Annotated in this window: 17 protein-coding genes; 7 read left to right on the plus strand and 10 right to left on the minus strand. The window is 34.5% G+C overall.

The genetic code is table 11. The annotated features are described in order from the left end of the window. Positions 1–162: 162 nt before the first annotated feature. On the minus strand, positions 163–1,860 hold the full coding sequence (locus ACE94K_RS19905; RefSeq protein WP_378176645.1) for a hypothetical protein: 1,698 nt from the start codon (positions 1,858–1,860) through the stop codon (positions 163–165). Between the two features lie 173 nt (positions 1,861–2,033). Here ACE94K_RS19905 and ACE94K_RS19910 point away from each other — a divergent pair, with 173 nt between their 5' ends. The 3 genes from ACE94K_RS19910 (at position 2,034) to ACE94K_RS19920 (ending at position 6,291) form a co-directional block, all read left to right on the plus strand. Beyond that, positions 2,034–2,555, plus strand: a complete 522-nt coding sequence (locus tag ACE94K_RS19910) for an RNA polymerase sigma factor (protein WP_378176648.1) — start codon at positions 2,034–2,036, stop codon at positions 2,553–2,555. A 267-nt stretch (positions 2,556–2,822) separates the two neighbouring features. After that, positions 2,823–3,737 carry a FecR family protein gene (locus tag ACE94K_RS19915; RefSeq protein ID WP_378176651.1) on the plus strand — a complete coding sequence of 305 codons (915 nt, stop codon included), beginning with the start codon at positions 2,823–2,825 and terminating at the stop codon, positions 3,735–3,737. A 4-nt stretch (positions 3,738–3,741) separates the two neighbouring features. Continuing rightward, positions 3,742–6,291, plus strand: coding sequence for a TonB-dependent receptor domain-containing protein (locus tag ACE94K_RS19920; protein ID WP_378176653.1), 2,550 nt, complete (start codon positions 3,742–3,744; stop codon positions 6,289–6,291). A 3-nt stretch (positions 6,292–6,294) separates the two neighbouring features. Here the strand turns inward: ACE94K_RS19920 and ACE94K_RS19925 are convergent, their stop codons facing one another. The 3 genes from ACE94K_RS19925 to ACE94K_RS19935 form a co-directional block, all read right to left on the minus strand. Next, a complete protein-coding gene (locus ACE94K_RS19925) occupies positions 6,295–7,134 on the minus strand; it encodes a hypothetical protein (protein WP_378176656.1) in 840 nt (279 codons plus the stop codon). A 131-nt stretch (positions 7,135–7,265) separates the two neighbouring features. Beyond that, the gene (locus ACE94K_RS19930) at positions 7,266–7,685 is read right to left on the minus strand and encodes a nucleoside-diphosphate kinase (protein ID WP_091410826.1); all 420 of its coding nucleotides are present in this window, start codon (positions 7,683–7,685) and stop codon (positions 7,266–7,268) included. 142 nt (positions 7,686–7,827) lie between these two features. Then, positions 7,828–8,859, minus strand: a complete 1,032-nt coding sequence (locus tag ACE94K_RS19935; protein WP_378176661.1) for an alkaline phosphatase D family protein — start codon at positions 8,857–8,859, stop codon at positions 7,828–7,830. A gap of 80 nt (positions 8,860–8,939) precedes the next feature. Between ACE94K_RS19935 and ACE94K_RS19940 the strand changes: the two genes are divergently transcribed. The 3 genes from ACE94K_RS19940 to ACE94K_RS19950 are packed head-to-tail and all read left to right on the plus strand — an operon-like array spanning position 8,940 to position 11,686. After that, positions 8,940–9,956 (plus strand): bifunctional oligoribonuclease/PAP phosphatase NrnA, encoded by a 1,017-nt coding sequence (locus ACE94K_RS19940; protein WP_378176664.1) that lies wholly within the window; start codon positions 8,940–8,942, stop codon positions 9,954–9,956. Next, entirely contained in the window at positions 9,953–10,504 is a 552-nt protein-coding gene (gene gldI / locus ACE94K_RS19945; RefSeq protein ID WP_378176667.1) for a gliding motility-associated peptidyl-prolyl isomerase GldI, read from the plus strand. The genes ACE94K_RS19940 and gldI overlap by 4 nt, the downstream gene beginning before the upstream one ends. Positions 10,505–10,519: 15 nt before the next feature. Then, positions 10,520–11,686 (plus strand): peptidylprolyl isomerase, encoded by a 1,167-nt coding sequence (locus ACE94K_RS19950; RefSeq protein WP_378176670.1) that lies wholly within the window; start codon positions 10,520–10,522, stop codon positions 11,684–11,686. A 271-nt stretch (positions 11,687–11,957) separates the two neighbouring features. On the opposite strand, the gene ACE94K_RS19955 is transcribed toward ACE94K_RS19950, so the two are convergent. Further along, entirely contained in the window at positions 11,958–13,418 is a 1,461-nt protein-coding gene (locus tag ACE94K_RS19955) for an aminoacyl-histidine dipeptidase (protein ID WP_378176673.1), read from the minus strand. A 93-nt stretch (positions 13,419–13,511) separates the two neighbouring features. On the opposite strand from ACE94K_RS19955, the gene ACE94K_RS19960 reads away from it, so the two are divergent. Then, positions 13,512–14,609 carry a DUF3810 domain-containing protein gene (locus tag ACE94K_RS19960; protein ID WP_378176676.1) on the plus strand — a complete coding sequence of 366 codons (1,098 nt, stop codon included), beginning with the start codon at positions 13,512–13,514 and terminating at the stop codon, positions 14,607–14,609. Positions 14,610–14,967: 358 nt separating this feature from the next. Here ACE94K_RS19960 and ACE94K_RS19965 read toward each other — a convergent pair whose 3' ends face one another. From ACE94K_RS19965 to ACE94K_RS19985, 5 genes are all read right to left on the minus strand, one after another. After that, entirely contained in the window at positions 14,968–15,660 is a 693-nt protein-coding gene (locus tag ACE94K_RS19965) for a DUF4919 domain-containing protein (RefSeq protein WP_378176678.1), read from the minus strand. Positions 15,661–15,748: 88 nt separating this feature from the next. Continuing rightward, complete coding sequence (locus tag ACE94K_RS19970; RefSeq protein WP_378176681.1) at positions 15,749–16,168, minus strand: hypothetical protein; 420 nt, start codon at positions 16,166–16,168, stop codon at positions 15,749–15,751. A gap of 146 nt (positions 16,169–16,314) precedes the next feature. Further along, the gene (locus tag ACE94K_RS19975; protein ID WP_378176684.1) at positions 16,315–16,950 is read right to left on the minus strand and encodes a hypothetical protein; all 636 of its coding nucleotides are present in this window, start codon (positions 16,948–16,950) and stop codon (positions 16,315–16,317) included. Between the two features lie 170 nt (positions 16,951–17,120). Then, entirely contained in the window at positions 17,121–17,372 is a 252-nt protein-coding gene (locus ACE94K_RS19980; protein WP_378176687.1) for a hypothetical protein, read from the minus strand. A 175-nt stretch (positions 17,373–17,547) separates the two neighbouring features. Then, on the minus strand, positions 17,548–18,426 hold the full coding sequence (locus ACE94K_RS19985; protein WP_378176690.1) for a cyanophycinase: 879 nt from the start codon (positions 18,424–18,426) through the stop codon (positions 17,548–17,550). Positions 18,427–18,887 lie beyond the last annotated feature (461 nt).

Genomic DNA, 18,887 nt, shown 5'->3' on the forward strand with positions numbered 1-18,887 from the left:
CTAAAACGTCTGAAAATCCATATACCCTACCCTTTTGTAGTATATTTTTTTCGTTTTTGACACCACAATCTAATACTTCTAACTTTTATAAACAAAATTCCCTGGAAGAATGGCAATGCTCCCAGGGAATCAACCTAATTAATCTAACCTAACTAAACTTTTTTATTCTACCACTAATGTTTTACAAAAAGTAGTTCCATTTGGACAATCTGGTGTTTCAGAAACGATACAGATTTCATACGTGCCTGGTCCAAATTGGTAATATAAATAATTATCTCTATCGCTACTATTGAATAATTCAGAATCCACTACCTCTCCATTAATTGTCCATTCGTAGGAAACATCACTCATTCCCTCGAATTCTGCGTAGAAATTATATCCCGGAGTATCACCTTCTTGCTGAATTTCAAAATATAAATTTGGACAATTTGGAGTCGCTTCATCTATTTCTATTACTTTACAAAACGTTACTCCTTCAGGACAATCCGGTGTTTCTACAGAAAGACAAACTTCATATCGCCCCGGATTAAACTGATAGTAGAACGGATTATTATGACCTGAACTTGTTCCTGTATAGTTTCCGTTTATAGACCATTCTAAAGTCACATTATCAATACCGTCAAAAGCATTTGGATAAAAATAATAAGCTGGATTATCACCATCTTGTTCTGCTTCAAAGAATAACTCTGGACAAGCATTAGTTTCAGCTATTTCTATTATTTTACAATAGGATGTTCCTGCTGGGCACTCCGGAGTTTCTGTCACCAGACAAACTTCATATCTACCAGGCTCGAATTGATAATAAAATCTATTGTTATCTCCATTGTTTGAATCTTCTACAAATTCTCCGTTGATAGTCCATCCTAACCACTCAAACTCATCGGCTCCATCGAATTCTACCTGAAAATAATATGCAGGATTATCACCATCTTGTTCTGCAATAAAAAACAGGTCTGGACAAGCATCTTCACCTACTCGAATTTCTTTACAATAGATAGCTCCGTCAGGACAATCTTCTGTAAACACTTTTAAGCAAACTTCGTAAACACCAGGTTCAAACTGATAGGTCAATACTCTTGCGCCACCCTGTTGATCTGTTTGATTTTCTATACGATCTCCATTAATATACCAGTGAATTTCGGTAGCTGCATCAATTTCCTCAATCTGAGCCTCAAACACATAGGTTCCTACAGTTCCTGGTTCCATTTCTTTTACAAAAGAAACTTCAGGGCATCTTTCTTCTACTTCTTCCACTTCAATTACCTTACAATATGAAGCACCATTAGGACAAATATCACTTTCTGACTTGATACATACTTCGTATCTTCCTGGTTCTTCAAATTCCCAGAACAAATAGTTGGCATCATTGGTATTAGCATTTTCTACCAATTCTCCGTTAATGAACCACTCGTAGCGAGTCTCTTCAATTCCAGGAAAGTCTGCAATAAACTTATACTTATTCGGTCTTTCGTATTGCCTTGCTTCAAAAAATAGATCCGGACAAGGATCTGTCTCATCTACCTCTACAGTAATCTCTTTACACACTTGGATAGGGCAAGTTTCACTTGCTACCTTTACACAAATGGTATAGGTTCCTTCTTCAAACTGATATTCAAAAATCTGACTTGCGATGTCATTTAGATTTCCCGAATCTATCTCTTCTCCATCAATAGACCAAGTAAGCCTAACATCTTCTATTCCATCTAATTGTGCTGCAAAACGATATACAGCACTACCTGGAACATTATCTACGTTAATAGTAACATCCGGGCAATTTTCAAATTCTTCAATCTCCTCACAAGAAGTAAATCCTAATAGTAATGTAAAGATCATTACACACCAAATACTAAGTTTTTTCATCGTTATCATTTTTAGGGGTTGTCAATAATTAATTTTAAGAAGCTACATATTGGCTCCACAATAATGAAACGCGGCTCAAAAAGATTACCCTACCCCTAAATTTTAAATTTTATTTTTTTTGCTTTTGATCTCAATAAAAAAACTTCTAGATTTGAGATCCTAATCAACCCCAAATGCCTGATAGTAAAAACTCTACTTGCAACGAACAAGCCTTTGATCAGTTTTTCAAAAGTCACGCAAAACTTTTGAGAAGTTACCTGTATTATAAGTTTGGAGATCTCGATCAGGCAGAAGATATTGTACAGGACACTTTTATTAAATTATGGAACAACTGTGCAAAAGTCCCTTTAGACAAAGCAAAAAGTTATGTCTATACCGTTGCAACTAATTTTGGAATTAGTGTAGCTCGTCATCAACAAGTAAAATTTAAGCATCAAAATTATATTACTCAGCGAAAAAGTGATGTAACTAATGAATCTCCAGAATTTGTGATGCTCGAGAAAGAATATATGGAGAAATTAAAAAATGCGATCGCAGATTTACCGGATAGACAAAGAGAAGTTTTTTTGTTAAGTCGAATTGACAAAAAAACATATAGAGAAATTGCCGAGTTATCTAATGTATCTGTAAAAGCCATTGAAAAATTAATGCATAAAGCGCTTGTAACCTTGAGAAAAAAAATTGGGAATATTTAAAATAGACGATAGACGAATGTAACATCTTAGTTTAATTTATGGCATTTAAATTCGAAAAATTAAAAGTATGGAAAAAATCATTGGATCTTTCGGAGGAAGAAAATACTAAAGTGAACTTTAAATATTATTGTAAAAGACCATTGACTGTAAACAATTAACCATAAACTATGTACTATGGAGTTTTAATAATGCTTGATGGAAAATAAAAAATTAAAAAGGGGTAGGGTTATTAAAAGATAAAACGTTTCTATATTATATACGCGAGTTATGTTAGACGATAAAAAAGACGATATATTCTTAGCTAGATGGATCAATGAAGAGCTTTCTCCTGAAGAGCTTCGTGAGTTCCAAACCCATCCGGAATATGATCATTATAAAAAGATAAAGGAAGGTGCCGATGCTTTGGATCTAACAGAGTATGATATAGATACCGCTTTACATCAGATAAAATCTAATAGAAGTACTACGATAGAAAAGAACACAAAACCGGTTATGAAACTTTGGCCTTACGTGGCTGCAGCAGCATCAGTTGCTCTTATATTTGGGTTATTCTTTTTTAAGTCTGACAACACATTCTCCACGTCTTATGGAGAACAGTTGGCAGTTACCTTACCAGATGGTTCTGAAATGATACTGAATGCAAAGTCTGAAGCTGGTTTTGATAAAGACGACTGGAATAATAACCGATCCATATCTTTAAACGGTGAAGCATACTTTAAGGTTAAGAAAGGGAGTACATTTACTGTAACTACTACTCATGGCGATGTTTCTGTATTGGGAACCGAGTTTAATGTTCAATCAAATGATTCATTTTTTGAAGCCGTTTGTTACGAAGGTAAAGTAAGTGTTAGTAGTGGTCAAGAAAACACAATTCTTACAGCGGGAAAAGGATTTAGAAAAATTGCTCGTACTGCTTCTGAACAATGGACTTTTGAGGCATTAGAGCCTTCCTGGATCAATCAAACCAGTTCGTTTAGAAGTATACCGCTGCGTTTTGTCTTTGCTGAGTTAGAAGATCAGTATAACATTAACATCAATGCTAAAGGTATTGATACCAACATCATATATACCGGGACTTTTCCTAATAATGATATAGACGTTGCTCTTAAAACAGTTTTTAGTACCTTAGGTTTGCAATACCAGTTATTGCAAGACGGTAAGACCGTGGTAGTAGAAAATTAAGAGAATGGCAAGACTTTTATGTGTGTGCATACTTTTTTGGAGTGTAACTGTTTTTTCTCAAGAAAAAGCACAAATTATTAATGCAGATAACAAGCCTCTTTCTCAAATAATTCCATCCTTAGAAAAACAATTTGACGTTAAGTTTTCTTACATTGATGCCACTATCGTTGATAAGCTTATTTCTCTGCAAACAAATGCTGCAACCAGTTTACAGGATGTGATCCGTGACCTACAAGAACAATCTCAGCTTAAATTCGAGATTACCGGAAAAAACTTTATCACGATAAGAGAATATGCTAAAAATGATAAGATTACTGTTTGCGGTACTATTTATAACGAAAACTCTGAACCCCTTGAAAAAATAAGGATATTCGTTAAAGCATCGAGAACGAATATAACAACTAATGCGCAAGGGTATTTTGAGAATAAAGAAGTTCCTTTCAATTCGGTGATTTTGATCAGTGCTCCTGGATTTCGACAAAAAGTACTGAATACATCAGAATTCCTAAACGGAAAATGTATTAAGATATATCTAACCAATACTATTGAAGCCCTTGAAGAAGTGCTCATTCAGGAATACCTCACTAAAGGAATTACTCAAAATAAAAAAGTAGTAAATCTTAACTTAAAGGATATTGAAATATTACCTGGTCTTACAGAACCTGATATTTTGCAAAGCATTCAATTAACTCCGGGTGTGAACAGTCCATTCGAGACGGCATCAGGATTATATATTCGTGGTAATTCACCCCATCAAAATCTGGTGCTTTGGAACGGAATCAAAACCTATCATCAGGGACATTTCTTTGGCATGTTATCAGCCTTTAATCCATATGTAATAAAAGAAGTTGATTTTTCTAAAAGCGGAGTAAGTGCAAAATATGGAGACAGAATATCCGGTATTATTGATATCAAAACCGAAGATAAGGTTGCAGAACGTTTTACAGGAGGTGCCGGTTTTAATATGATCAATGCAGATGCTGTAGTTCACACCCCAATTATACGAGATAAAGTTTCATTGCAAGTATCAGGCAGAAGATCCTACACCGATTTATTGGAAACGTTTACGTATAAACAGTATGCGGATCGTGTTTTTCAGAACACCACCATTGCTGAGACAGACCCACTTGATGACGCCAGAAACGATTTTTTTTATACAGATTTCAATGCAAACTTAATCGCAAAAGTTTCAGATAATGATAAAATTGAAGCCAATGCATTATATAGCAAAAACGATCTTGATTTTAGGAGAAGTGACGAACAAAACTCATTTAACGATGATCTTTCTACAGAAAATGAGGGGTATAATGTAAGCTGGAAGCATCACTGGAATCGTAACTTAAAAATTCAAACTAGTGGATATTACACCAGCTATTTGCTCAATTATCAGTTTATCACAACAGAATCCGGAACAACGACTGAAATTGAAAGCAAAAAGAATAGCGTTAAAGATTTTGGAGCGGCAATGGATTTTGACTACTCTATCTCTAATCGTCATAAAATTATAGGCGGATATCAATTTTCTAACAACAATATCAGGTATGCCTTTGTAACCAATACTCCAACCTATGAATTAATTCTAGATCAAGATGATCGTTTTTTGAATACTCATTCTGCATATGGCGAATATAAGTATGAAACACCGATGAACTTTTATCTCTCGGCAGGACTACGTTTCAATCATTATACAGAGCTTGATAAATCTTTTATAGAACCTCGAATTTTTATACAAAAAAATCTGTCCAAATACTGGAAAATAAATGCCACAGGAGAATATCGAAGTCAGGCTGTAAGTCAGATCAGAGAATCCGTAGTTAGTGATCTTTCTTTAGAAAATCAGGTGTGGACACTAGCCAATAAAGAACTGTTTCCTGTAATTACAAGTTGTCAATTTACTTTAGGAAGTAGTTTCAAGAAAAATACTTGGTATTTTGACGTTGATACCTATTATAAGCAAATAGAAGACATTACCTCGCTAACAGCGGGTTTTATCAATCCGATCGACAATACCTATCACAATGGAGAAAGCAGGGTTTATGGAATCGATTTTTTCTTAAAGAAACGTTTTAAAAATTATAAAACCTGGGTGAGTTACTCCTATATCAACACTGAAAACAAGTTTGAAGACATCAATAACAATGAGTCTTTTCCCGGCAACTGGAATATTGAACATACTGTAAAATGGTCTCACTTTTACAAAATCAATAACTTTCAATTTTCTTTGGGTTGGCTCTGGCACACCGGTAAAGCCTATACAAATGTATCTGGAGTCGATGAAAGCGGTAATCTTGTCTTATTAGATTTTGGAGAAATTAACGGTAATAATCTACCGGTGTATCATCGCCTTGATTTTTCTGCAATTTATGATTTCAAAATAAGATCCAATCCTTATATCAAATATCGATTAGGACTTTCGGTATTAAATCTTTATGATAGAGAAAATTTGCTAAACAGAGAGTTCAGGACTACTAATTCTTTGGATAATCGATTTATAAATGCAGATATTATGGCACTTGGCATTACACCTAACTTAAGCTTTAGAGTGTTTTGGTGATCGTTATAATCGTTCTTTAAAAAATAATCTAAATTTTTCTTTCTGGCTCTCATCGAGCACTTCTAATACCGTATCGATCCAACCTGGATACATGTCCCCAGGATTCCAAAACTCTTCGTAATCCTCATCCAAAAACCAAATTTCTTTAAATGTATGCTCCTCTTTTAGTCTTTTTAGAAAGAAATCGAAGTTTGATTTTATATACTCCAAAAAGTATTGTTCTAATAATTCATTAAACTGCTCGCTACCATGCTGTCCACAAACACTGCAGGCACGAGCCACTGCCAGGGTGAATGTTTCTTCACAAGCACCGTGTTTATTAATGACATCATTTATATCTCCGTATTGATTTACTTCGTGATCCATATCATTAGTTCGGAGAAAATCTTTATAGTTTTCAATATATTTCTTGTCACACAAGGCTAGAGAGACTGCTGCCGTATTTCCTGCCTGGATTTCACTGTCCTGCCAGAATCTACTATCATCTTTTTCGTGATAGGTTTGATCCACGAACTCCAAAAGTATTTTGTGTAGCGAAGGGTATTTAACTGCTTCCTCTATAATAGCATCAAAAAACCAAGCATATCTTTTATCTTCTATCAAAACTTGATCCTCATCAAAAAAATGATATTGGAATTCATAAATAGAAGTCCTTTCTTCTAAAACAGCAGCTCTTGCCTCTTTTAACAGATCTACAACCGTATCCATCAGATTTATCAAATCATCTTCAGAAAAATTAGTAACCGATATTTTTAGTGCTTGCACAATCCTCTCTAATTCTAATGATTCAGTATTGCTTCTACTTGCTTTAACCTTTAGCTTTATATTCGAAATGACACTCATACTTCTGATATTTTTACGGACATAACAAGATTAGAGAATTAAGACGCTTTAAAAAACCCTGAATCCAGTGAAAACAAAAAAACCATCCCTACGTATCGGGATGGTTTTGTAAAATAAAGTTGTATTTTTTCTTAGAACTGCTCTCTTCCTGAGAAGTGAAAAGCACCTTCGATCGCTGCATTTTCATCACTATCACTACCGTGAACAGCATTTTCGCTAATTGAAGTAGCAAATTTTTTACGGATCGTTCCTTCTGCTGCCTCTTCTGGATTCGTAGCACCAATCAAAGTTCTAAAATCTTCTACAGCATTTTCTTTTTCAAGAATAGCTGCTACGATTGGACCACTAGTCATATATTCTACTAATTCTCCGTAGAAAGGACGCTCACTGTGCACTGCATAAAAAGCTTTAGCGTCATCAGTAGTCAATTGAGTTAATTTCATTGCTACAATTCTAAAACCTGAAGCAGTGATTTGTTCAAGGATCGCACCAATGTATCCTTTTCTAACCGCATCCGGTTTAAGCATTGTAAAAGTTCTATTTGTTGCCATTTTCAAAATTTAATTTTATATCCATTGTTCTGACCGTAATGGTCAAACCCAAAAATTTTGTGCAAAAGTATAGATAAAAGCATCAAAAACAAGAAATATCGGTAGAAAGTACTGTCTTTTTCAATTTCAAAATCCAAAAATTCTAATTCTTAGGATACCGCTGAATAATTTCCTGTAAAATAACATTATCCTTTCCTCGTATTTGCATCCTCGATTCTTTAGCATCAAAATCTATATTCAGAATACCAAAACTTGGAACCGCAATCACTTCCCCAATTCTATACTGGTTGGGTTCTCCGGTATATTTGGTATATGCGTGCGTTAATCCACTGGATGTAAAGTCGATCAAAGGGTATGGTAGATCCGGCAGATTTGTTTTTGAAAATTCAGAAATATGTCGATCTCCACTTAAAATAATTACATTCTTAACTTTATTAGCAATAATTAATCGCTGTAATCGATCGATCTCCCCAGGAAAATTAGCCCAGCATTCCCATCCGTGTTCTCCTGATAAAAACTGGATACTACTTACTATAATATTAAAATCAGCCGTGCTTGACTTCAATTCGTTCTCTAACCATTGCCATTGTTTTTGTCCTAATATCGTTCCTTTACCGGTTGTGTGCGGTACATATCTTTTTTTACCCGTACTATCTTTAAGAAGCGGTGATCTAAAATAACGGGTGTCTAATATGATTACTTTAATACTTCCTTTAGCGTGCTTAAAAACCTTAGAAGTATAGATGCCTTCCTGTGATCTTCTCGCATCTTCTTTTGCAACTCCCAAAAAATCCAAAAACAGCTGTTGGCTTTCTTTTTTCATCTCCCACTCTGCTCCGCTATCATTCTTTCCATAATCATGATCATCCCAAGTAGCCATGACCGGAACTTGTTTTTTTACCTTTTGGTAATCTCTATTCTTGTTTTGAATGTGGTAGTCACTTGCTTTTTTAGTCATATTTGCCGAGTCTCCGTAAATATTATCCCCGCCCCATATAAATACATCCGGATTATTTTTTAAGATCTCTTTCCAAAAAGGTTGAGGATGCTGCTGCTTATTGCAGCTTCCAAAAGCAATCGTAAAATCACTTTTCTTGTTTTCGTTCTCTGTCTGACCAAAGGAGAAACTAGCAATACACAATGTTATTAAAATGATACTCTTTCTTATCTTCATAGGATCTATACTTTAGTATTGGATAAAATTAAGAATTCCTTTATTACCATATTATTAATAAATAGTATCTTCGCTGATCTATGAATTCGAGCGAGATTAAAGAAATAAAAGTGCTGTTAAGCACTCCCAAAAATATTGTTATTATTCCTCATAAAAATCCAGACGGAGATGCTATTGGCTCTACTTTAGCCCTACATCATTATCTATCCGGATTAGGGCATCATTCTACCGTTATAACCCCTAATGATTATCCTGAATTCTTAAAATGGATTCCGGGAGAAAATTCTATTGTGAAATATGACAGTGATGCAGAGGTTGCAACTTCTAAAATAAAAGATGCTGATATTATTTTTACTTTAGATTTCAATCATTTTTCCAGAACAGGAAATATGGAAGATCTACTGACAAAAACAGATACCGCTTTTATTATGATAGATCATCATCAGCAACCAGACACGTATGCTACCTATATGTATAGTGATGTTGGTATGAGTTCTACCTGTCAGATGATATATCATTTTATAGAAAAGCTAAATGATTTAGATAAAATAAATGCAGACATTGCTACGTGTATTTATGTCGGTATTATGACCGACACCGGTTCCTTTAGATTCCGGTCTACAACCAGCACGACCCACAGGGTGATTGCAGATTTGATCGACAAGGGTGCAGATAATACGGGTATCCACGAAAGTATTTATGATACCAATACCTATTCAAAATTACAATTAAAAGGGGTTGCACTCAAGAATCTTAAAATTCTTCCCGAATATAAAACTGCTTACATCACATTATCCCAGAAGGAACTAGATGATCATAATTTTAAAAAAGGAGATACCGAAGGTTTTGTCAATATGGGTCTATCTGTTGATGGTATTGTTTTTGCCCTAATTTTTATTGAAAATAAAGGTGAAGATATTATCAAAATTTCTTTACGTTCCAAAGGTGATTTTTCGGTCAATGAATTCTCCAGAAATCATTTTGAAGGAGGCGGCCATCACAACGCTGCAGGCGGAAAAAGTAATCTTTCTCTCACCGAAACTGTTGAGAAATTTATTAGTATCTTACCAGCTTATAAAAATGCCCTAAATTCATGAAACATTTTCTTCTTTTCTTAAGCCTTTTTACACTGTTCTTTTCATGCAAGGCACCAGAAGCACGAAAACCGGTAAGCATTTCAACCGGGTCTTTTATCAACGAATCGATTGATAGAAATAAAGAACTTACTGCAAGAGAAGAGGCACGTATACTAAAAATCATTAAAGAAGATACCATTAACAAGTATGTAGCCTCTGATGGAGGGTTTTGGTATTATTACGAGAAAAAAGATACGATCGCAACTACCACCGCCAAATTTGGTGATATCGTAAATTTTAATTATGATATTAAAAATCTGGATGGTGATGTAATCTATAATCGAAAAGAATTAGATACCGTTAATTATGCCATTGACCAGGAAGATCTTTTTTTTGGATTAAGAGAAGGACTAAAACTTATGAAAGAAGGAGAAACTGTGACTTTTTTATTTCCATCTTACCAAGCTTATGGTTATTATGGAGATGATCATAAGATTGGGACAAATATTCCGTTAATATCTCGAGTAACACTTAATAAAATTACCAAACAATCAACAAAAGAAAATTAAAACGTAACAAAACAAATGAAAAAATTAAATTTTTTATTCTTAGCACTTATAGCTTTAATTATTAGCAGTTGTGAAGAAAAATATCCTGAACTTGAGGATGGAATCTACGCAGAAATCATTACAAACAAAGGTACAGCAGTTGCCAAACTATACCACGAAGCTACACCGCTTACAGTAGCCAACTTTGTTTCTTTGGCAGAAGGAACCAATACGATGGTGGATAGTTTGTATAAAGGAAAAAAATACTACAACGGAATTATCTTTCATAGAGTTATTAAGGATTTTATGATACAAACAGGAGATCCGCTTGGAACAGGAACAGGAGATCCAGGATATAAGTTTCCGGATGAATTTGTAGATTCGTTGACTCACAAATCAAAAGGTATTTTATCTATGGCCAATTCTGGTCCGGCTACAAACGGAAGCCAATTTTTTATTACGCTAAAAGAAACTCCTTGGTTAGACGGAAAGCACACTGTGTTTGGAGAAATTGTATCAGGACAAGAAGTTGTTGACAGTATTGGTGCTGTAGAAACAAAACCAGGTGACAAACCGGTTTCTGAAGTACGAATGGAGCAAGTAAACATTATCAGAAAAGGTAAAGATGCTAAAGCTTTTGATGCCAAAGTAGCTTTTGAAGATAAACTAAAAGTTCTGGAAGAAGAGAAACTGGAAAAAGAGCGACTGGTTCAAGAAAGAAATACAAAACAAGCTGCTAAATATACAGAACTAAAAGAAAAAGCGACCAAACTTGAAAGTGGTTTAGAGATTTACTTTATCAATAAGGGCGATGGAGAACAGCCAAATCTTGGGGATATGGTTAGCCTAAATTATCAGGGATATTTTACTGATGGAAGGTTGTTTGACACCAATATTGAAGAAATAGCAAAAGAAACAAACACCTGGGATCAACGTAGAGCTAGTCACCCACAAGGGTACAAACCGATGCAAATGCCTTATTCTCCAGAAGCTCAAATGATCGCTGGATTTAAAGAAGGAGTTCAGCAACTGAAAGTAGGTGATAAAGCAGTGATCTTTATTCCTTCACATTTAGGATACGGAGAAAGAGGTAGAAGACCTATACCACCAAATACCGATTTGATTTTCGAACTTGAATTGGTAAGTATTGTAGATCAATCAACTCCTGAAGGACACTCTAAAGATGACGGTCACGGACATTAATCAAAGAAGATAATTAAAAAAAATGCATCTTGTTTTAAATAAGATGCATTTTTTTATTTCTGAATATCCGTAGTAAGAATTCTAACATATTGTTATGAGGCTGTCTAAAAAGTTACTTTACAATGTCAAACTGACAATTTCAGGTTTTATAGGCTTTTTAGACAACCTCATCTTATTAGAGTATCGTTTGAATTGAGAACTGAAAACGTCTTCAGAATGTCTAAACAACAATGATCCAAAACAGACAACCTCTTTTCTGTAATTACTTAAACTATTTCTCAGGAATATTCTTTAAAATTTCCTTTACAAAACCCCAATATTTCTGAGCAGAAGAAATGCTGGCTCTTTCATCAGGAGAATGTGCTCCTAAGATCGTTGGACCAAAAGAAATCATATCCATATCAGGATAATTCTGTCCTAAAATACCACACTCTAATCCTGCGTGACAAGCAGCAACGTGAGCTTTTTCTCCATTAATTTTTTGGTACAACTCATCTAATACTTTTAATATGGGAGAATTCATGTTTGGTGCCCAACCCGGATAATCCCCATCCGTTGTCACCTCACAACCGATCAATTCGAAAGTGGCTCGTAATTTATTAACCAAATCCAATTTTGTAGACTCTACGCTACTTCTGGTCAAACATTCTATTTTTATCTGACCATTACCCACCGTTACTTTGGCGATATTATTAGAAGTTTCTACCAAATCAGGAATAGACAAACTCATTACATACACTCCGTTATGAGCTGCATACAAAGATTTTAGAACACCTTCCTGAACTCCTAATTCCATCACCTTATTTGGTAAATCGACAGTATTTAATTCTATAGTCAAATTTGGATCTACTACAGAAAGTTCTTTCTTGATAGTAGAAATCAGTTCAGCCATTTCAAACTCAAAAGCTTCAGATTGTATCGAATCCACCACTACAGTGGCAAAACTTTCTCTTGGAATCGCATTGCGTAAACTTCCTCCTTTGATTTCATGAATACGAAGGCCATATTTCTCAAAACCATCAAACAACAGTCTATTCATAATTTTGTTAGCATTACCCAAGCCTTTATGAATATCCATTCCAGAATGCCCTCCGTTAAGACCTGTTACCGAGATGGTATACGCTGTTTTTCCTTCTGCAACTTCTTCTTCTCTATAGGTTCTTTCTGCGGTTACATCTACTCCACCTGCACATCCTACACCGATTTCATCATCTTCTTCGGTATCTAAGTTTAACAGGATATCTCCTTGTAGCCAATTTGGTTTTAATCCCATTGCTCCGGTCATTCCTGTTTCTTCGTCGATCGTAAACAATGCTTCAATCGCCGGATGAGCGATATCATTTGATTCCAATATAGCCATAATGGTAGCCACGCCTAATCCATTATCAGCTCCCAACGTAGTTCCTTTAGCTCTTACCCAATCACCATCTACATACATTTCAATGCCTTGTTTGTCGAAATCAAAAGTCGTATCTGCATTTTTTTGATGTACCATATCCAAATGCGATTGCATCACCACTGCTTTTCGATCTTCCATTCCGGTGGTTGCCGGTTTTTTAATCAAAACATTACCAACTTCATCGATTTCTACAGGCAACCCCAGTGATTCTCCAAACTCTTTCATAAAAGCAATCACACGTTCTTCTTTTTTTGAAGGTCTGGGAACGGCATTAAGGTCTGCAAATTTATTCCAGAGTTCTTTAGGCTCCAGGTTTCTTATTTCTGAATTCATGTATATCGTGTTTTTGACAAATGTACATTATGCAAATCTTAATTCAAATGATATATTAAATGTTGTAGATTTACACTTTGTTACAACTATTTTATGCAATCCAAAACAAAATTATACCTAACCATTCTCTTACCAGTTCAAATTCTGGCGCTACAGATCCTGGCTTTTTTTCCGGAAGTGGTAGAACAATGGTACAGCAACGGGGTATATCGTTATATCTCCAAGGCATTTCGGTACGCGCTGGGTTGGATTCCTTTTTCGTTTGGAGATATCAGTTACGCCATTCTGATTATTTTATTGATTCGATATATTTTTACCAAAATTCTAAAACGTAACATACAATGGAAAACCGTACTCCTGGATATTGGCGCTACGCTTTCTATTGTATATGCAACCTTTCATTTGCTTTGGGGTATAAATTATTACCGCTTACCGCTACATCAGGTGTTAGAAATTAATGATCAGTATACACAGGAAGAATTGATTGCCGTAAGCGAAAAGTTGATTAAAAGAGCCAACGAACTACACCTGCAATTAGAAAAAGACGACTCTACTTCTATACAGCTCCCGTATGACAAAGACGAAGTCTTTAAAAAAACGATTCCGGCCTATGATCAGTTGGATTCTATCTTTCCTGAGCTCAAATACGAACCCAGAAGTATCAAGGTATCCCTACTCACTTTACCCTTAACCTATATGGGATTTAGTGGGTATCTGAATCCTGTGACGAATGAAGCACAAGTAAATGGATTGATCCTCAATTACAAAGCCCCTACCACCAGTTGCCACGAAGTAGCGCACCAATTGGGTTTTGCCAAAGAGAATGAAGCCAATTTTATTGCCGCGTTGACTACAATGAACTATGATGATCCGTATTTTCAGTATAGCGGAGTGACCTTTGCGCTAAAATTTTGCTTAAACGATTTGTATTTGCGTGATGATCAAAAAGCGATTTGTATGATTGAAGAAGACCTGCGACCCGGTATCCGTAAAAACTATCAGGAGGTGAATGAATTTTGGCTGAGTTATGAAAACCCCTTAGAACCTTTCTTTAAATCTACTTACGACAGCTACCTCAAAGCCAACAACCAACCCGATGGTATGGAAACCTATAGTTATGTCGTAGCCTTATTGGTTAATTATCTGAAGGATCGGGAGGTTGGGAATAGTGATCTAGGGTCTACATTCTGAATTATCAAACTGAACTGTTATGCATAGCCCTTCGACTACGCTCAGGGCACAATAAGCTGTCACATCGAGCCCTTCGGCTATGCTATTAGATTAGATGTTTTAATTTAGGAATGTATAATCTGTAGAATTATCTGAACAACCAGAGGAGATAGGTGAACTAGTTCGGCTTTCAATCTTCTAGGATTATCCTGAGCAATAGTCCTATCTCCTCTTAGGTTCAAGCATCATTTAGAATGTTAAGCACTAAGGCTTATTAATAGCTCAGGACAGGCTCTGTTGAGATGCTGTCGAAGTGTTATCGAAGTGTTGCTGAAACTAACTAGACGCCAGCGGGAGCGAAGTAACAGGCGTTTTCTTTTTATTTTTTCGGAATAATGAATGTTGCTTTCGTAGGAGCTAATCCTTCATAGTAAACAATTAAATTTCCATATTCATCATTGTATCTTTCTTTAAATTTTAATCCAGATCCGCCCGCGTGAATTCTTACATAATCATCGATAGCGCTAACCGAATGAGATAAAATAAACTCGTTGTTAAAATCTAGAGATTGCATGGCGTCCAAAAGAACAGAGGCTTTATTAGATGATAATTTTGAATCTTCTTTATTTTTTAATTCGCTATGAGCCCACCATTTTGTCATTAAAGCTCTTATGCTTAAAGGGTATATTTCTAAACATTGATCAGCTACTTTTAAAGCTTTCACATACTCCTTATTTTCATTTAATTCTTTTGAGTATTTTTCTAAAGAATCAAGCTTTTTACTCCCATATCCGGGATGAGTTAAACCACCAAAAAGTAGCGCTAAAGACTCTTTGTTATTAAATACCGATTTTTCGGATTGAAACTTATCTAGTAATATTTTGAATGAATAAATGTTGTTTTCATTATTAACTATTGTTCTAATTCTATCAGAGTCTTTATAATAATCTTTAATTTTAAAAGAAGAGTTTATGGTAGTTAAATTAGGATTAGTCGGTCCTTTTTTAAAACTTTTATCACCACAAGAAATTACAACTATATACAAGGAAACCAAGAGAAATATTTTCTTCATTCTATTATTTTTAGCGAGTTAACAAACGTTACCTCCATTTATTTTCTAAAACGTCCGATGGCTTCCGCTAACGTCTGGCAATTCATTTTTATTTAAGTCTATTCATAAATTGAGTCTTTTCCTTTGTTACTTTGTTTTTAAAAATACTTTTAATTTCATATTGACTCAACTTATCCTGAGTAATAAAAATGTTGGTATCATCTTTTAGTATAATTTTTGAATAACCAAGGTCAGAAGTGAAAGGGTGTGTATTCCAAGAATAGTATAATTCAATTGCTTTTACTGATTCGTTAGTTATCACATCTTTTTCTACTTTCTTATTATTTATATAGGTCAGATGTTTTTGCGCATTGTCAATTAGAATGTCAATTCCTTGTTCTGATTTTCTATAGTTTACTCGGATTAATGAAGATGCTATAAATAAATAACTTAACCAATAGAAAACAATTAAAGCGAACAATGTTAATATCAAATTTTCGGAACTATCTTGAACAAGTCTACTAGTCATAAAAATGGAAAGAAGTAGGAATGAAATACCAATCACTAGGGTCAATATGTTCCAAAAACTTTTTAAATTCAATTTATCTTATTCTAATTATTATCAACGTTTAATGTAAAAATAGTTAACTTTTTTAGAACGGGACAACACCCATTCTATGATTGACCTGTAAACTTTTTCGATATTTTAAGTGATAATTCATCATTATTATATATTTCGTTTATAATCGGAAATATTGTTTTCTCAAATGATTTTATTTTTTGTTCCACTTTTGAAATAGCTATTCGTAGATCGCTTTGGTTAACTTTTTCTATAATCGGTTCATGATTTCCATATTCAGGAATTTCCTTAATCTCTAAATTATCCCCTACTTTTCTTGCGTGCATCATTGCGTGACCCATTAACAAATTATGCCAGTTTTCAGATTCTAAACTGGTTAATTCTTTCCAATAATCTAAATCTCCTAAATCACAACAACATTGCGGTTCAAATAACACTTTATTGTTGTCAAAAAGTATATAGCCTCCAGTAAAAGGAGGCAAACTATTGTCTATATTTTCTGTAGAGAAATCGTCATTACAAGTAAGTGTTACTATTTTTTTGATGATTTCTGGTTTATTAATTTCATCAATAGATATCAACCAAGATCCCGAATATGCAGGTTTAATTCCTAATGTTTTAAGAAAATCATCCCAATAGCTATTCCATTCTGTTGTTCCGATAATTTTGTGAGCTTTTTCTCCTATCCAATCCCAAGGTTCAAATTCTACTGTTGCTTCAAGTACTATCATTGACTGATTATATGTTTGCTAACTTATATAGCTGTAATTTAAACTATTTAACCTAAATATGAGCGAATATAAGCACCTCCTAGCTTCAAATCTAGCAGACCGTCCTTTATTCCTTAAGACTCCCGCCAGCTATTTTTAATAAGGCAGGCATATTATAAATTCTATATCTTTTATTTAAACCACTTATTTCCACAATACCTACATTGCCTAGCTTCTGGAGTTCGAGCTAGTTCTCCACACTTAGGACAATTGTTTAAAAAGACTTTGTCTTTATAATCTTTCATTATAAGTTCTGAAATTTTCTCTTTTTCTATTTCTATTTCTAGTGCTGTGAGATATGGATACTTTAACCTCCCTTTGACTTCAAGTGGAACCAAATGTAGGTAGTGGTCAATTATATATTTTATTTTATGTTTTTCCATTTTTCTTGCAGTTAAATCTTTATAGATATACCCAATTATTTGATTCTCTATTATATCCTTTTTTAAACTAAAGATAGAATCTGATAAAGTACTTCTTCTGTGTCTACCACTGTCTTGCCTATCTTTGTTACCACTAGCAAGGCTGGGGAAGAACTGAATTACAAATAAATAATATTTAATTTCGAATGACTTTTCTTTCTCTTAAATTATATTTATCTCCACTTTTTAAAAAATAGAATGATTGATTTTTATTAGGTAGCTTTTTATGAGTATCCTCATCAAAAGGATTCATTTCGATTGACCAGAATGATTGATCATAGATGATAACATAACTTTCTCCAATAACTTCGAGAATATCTCCTTTAACAATAATCGCTGTGCTTTCATCTATTCCCACACCCAAAAGTTCAGGTTTATGCTCAAGGATTGTAAACATATCAAACTGTCGATTTCTGGTTAAGACATGTTGATCAATAGTAATATTTGAAATAAATCCAAATCCAATTTCATGGTCTCCCATCATTATTTGATTGTTTTTTGAATCACCTCTTGCTAAATAGGAACCTTGGATAGTTGCACCCGCAGAAGAACCAGCAATTACGCCACCTCTGTCTAATAATTTTAATAATTCTTCATGAACTTTGGTATGTAAGTAACTATCAGCAATTCTCCAATGTCTACCCCCGGTAAAATAAATACCTGTAGCTTCTTTAATGGGTTTGACAAAATCATCTGTATTAGCCTCAATAGAATCACTTGTATGTAAAATAGTAAAATTAGGTATACCATATTCTTTGAAATTTCTTTGTAGCAATGTTGTATCGATTTCATTGTTCCTAACAAACGCAGTGGGTATAACTACTATTTTCGCAGAATCTCCGCCAGCCAGTTTCCGAAACTCTTTCATAATGCTAGTGTGCCCAATATCTCCACCTCCAATTGCTATAAGTGTTCCATTTTTATTTCCGGTAGTGATTTCATTCTCCTGCGCTATACTAGCAATTGGTAACAGAAATATGATAAAAAGAAGCAATAGTATTTTTATTCTTAGCATTTATAGTTCTTAATTATTATTAGGTGTGCTTTTTAAGTCGTTGTCGCTAACACAAAAACAAATGTATCATCATATGTATACATTGCATAAAAGTACACATAATTGACACATTTCATTGAACACTACTCTTGCAAAAAAATCAAAATCCCTGCAAAGCTCAATCAAAGTACTGCAAAGACCTCTCGATCTGTAACCACGTCAGGTCCGAGGGCTGCAATGGCTGATCAGAGTATTGCAAAGAGCATTTGATGTGCTACCATGTCAGCTCAGATCGCTGCAAAGCCTGCTCATATTACTGCAATGAACAATCAGACCGCTACAATGTCTAATCAAAGTACTGCAAAGCCCACTCAGGGTACTGCAAAGTTATTTTGCCTTTAGAAATAACTTATACGATACGTACCCAAATAAAAAGTAGCCTGTATGTGGTAACATTTTACCTGCTCATGACACTTAATTAC

Origin of the sequence: Aquimarina besae (assembly GCF_042434905.1) — a bacterium.
Lineage (GTDB): Bacteria > Bacteroidota > Bacteroidia > Flavobacteriales > Flavobacteriaceae > Aquimarina.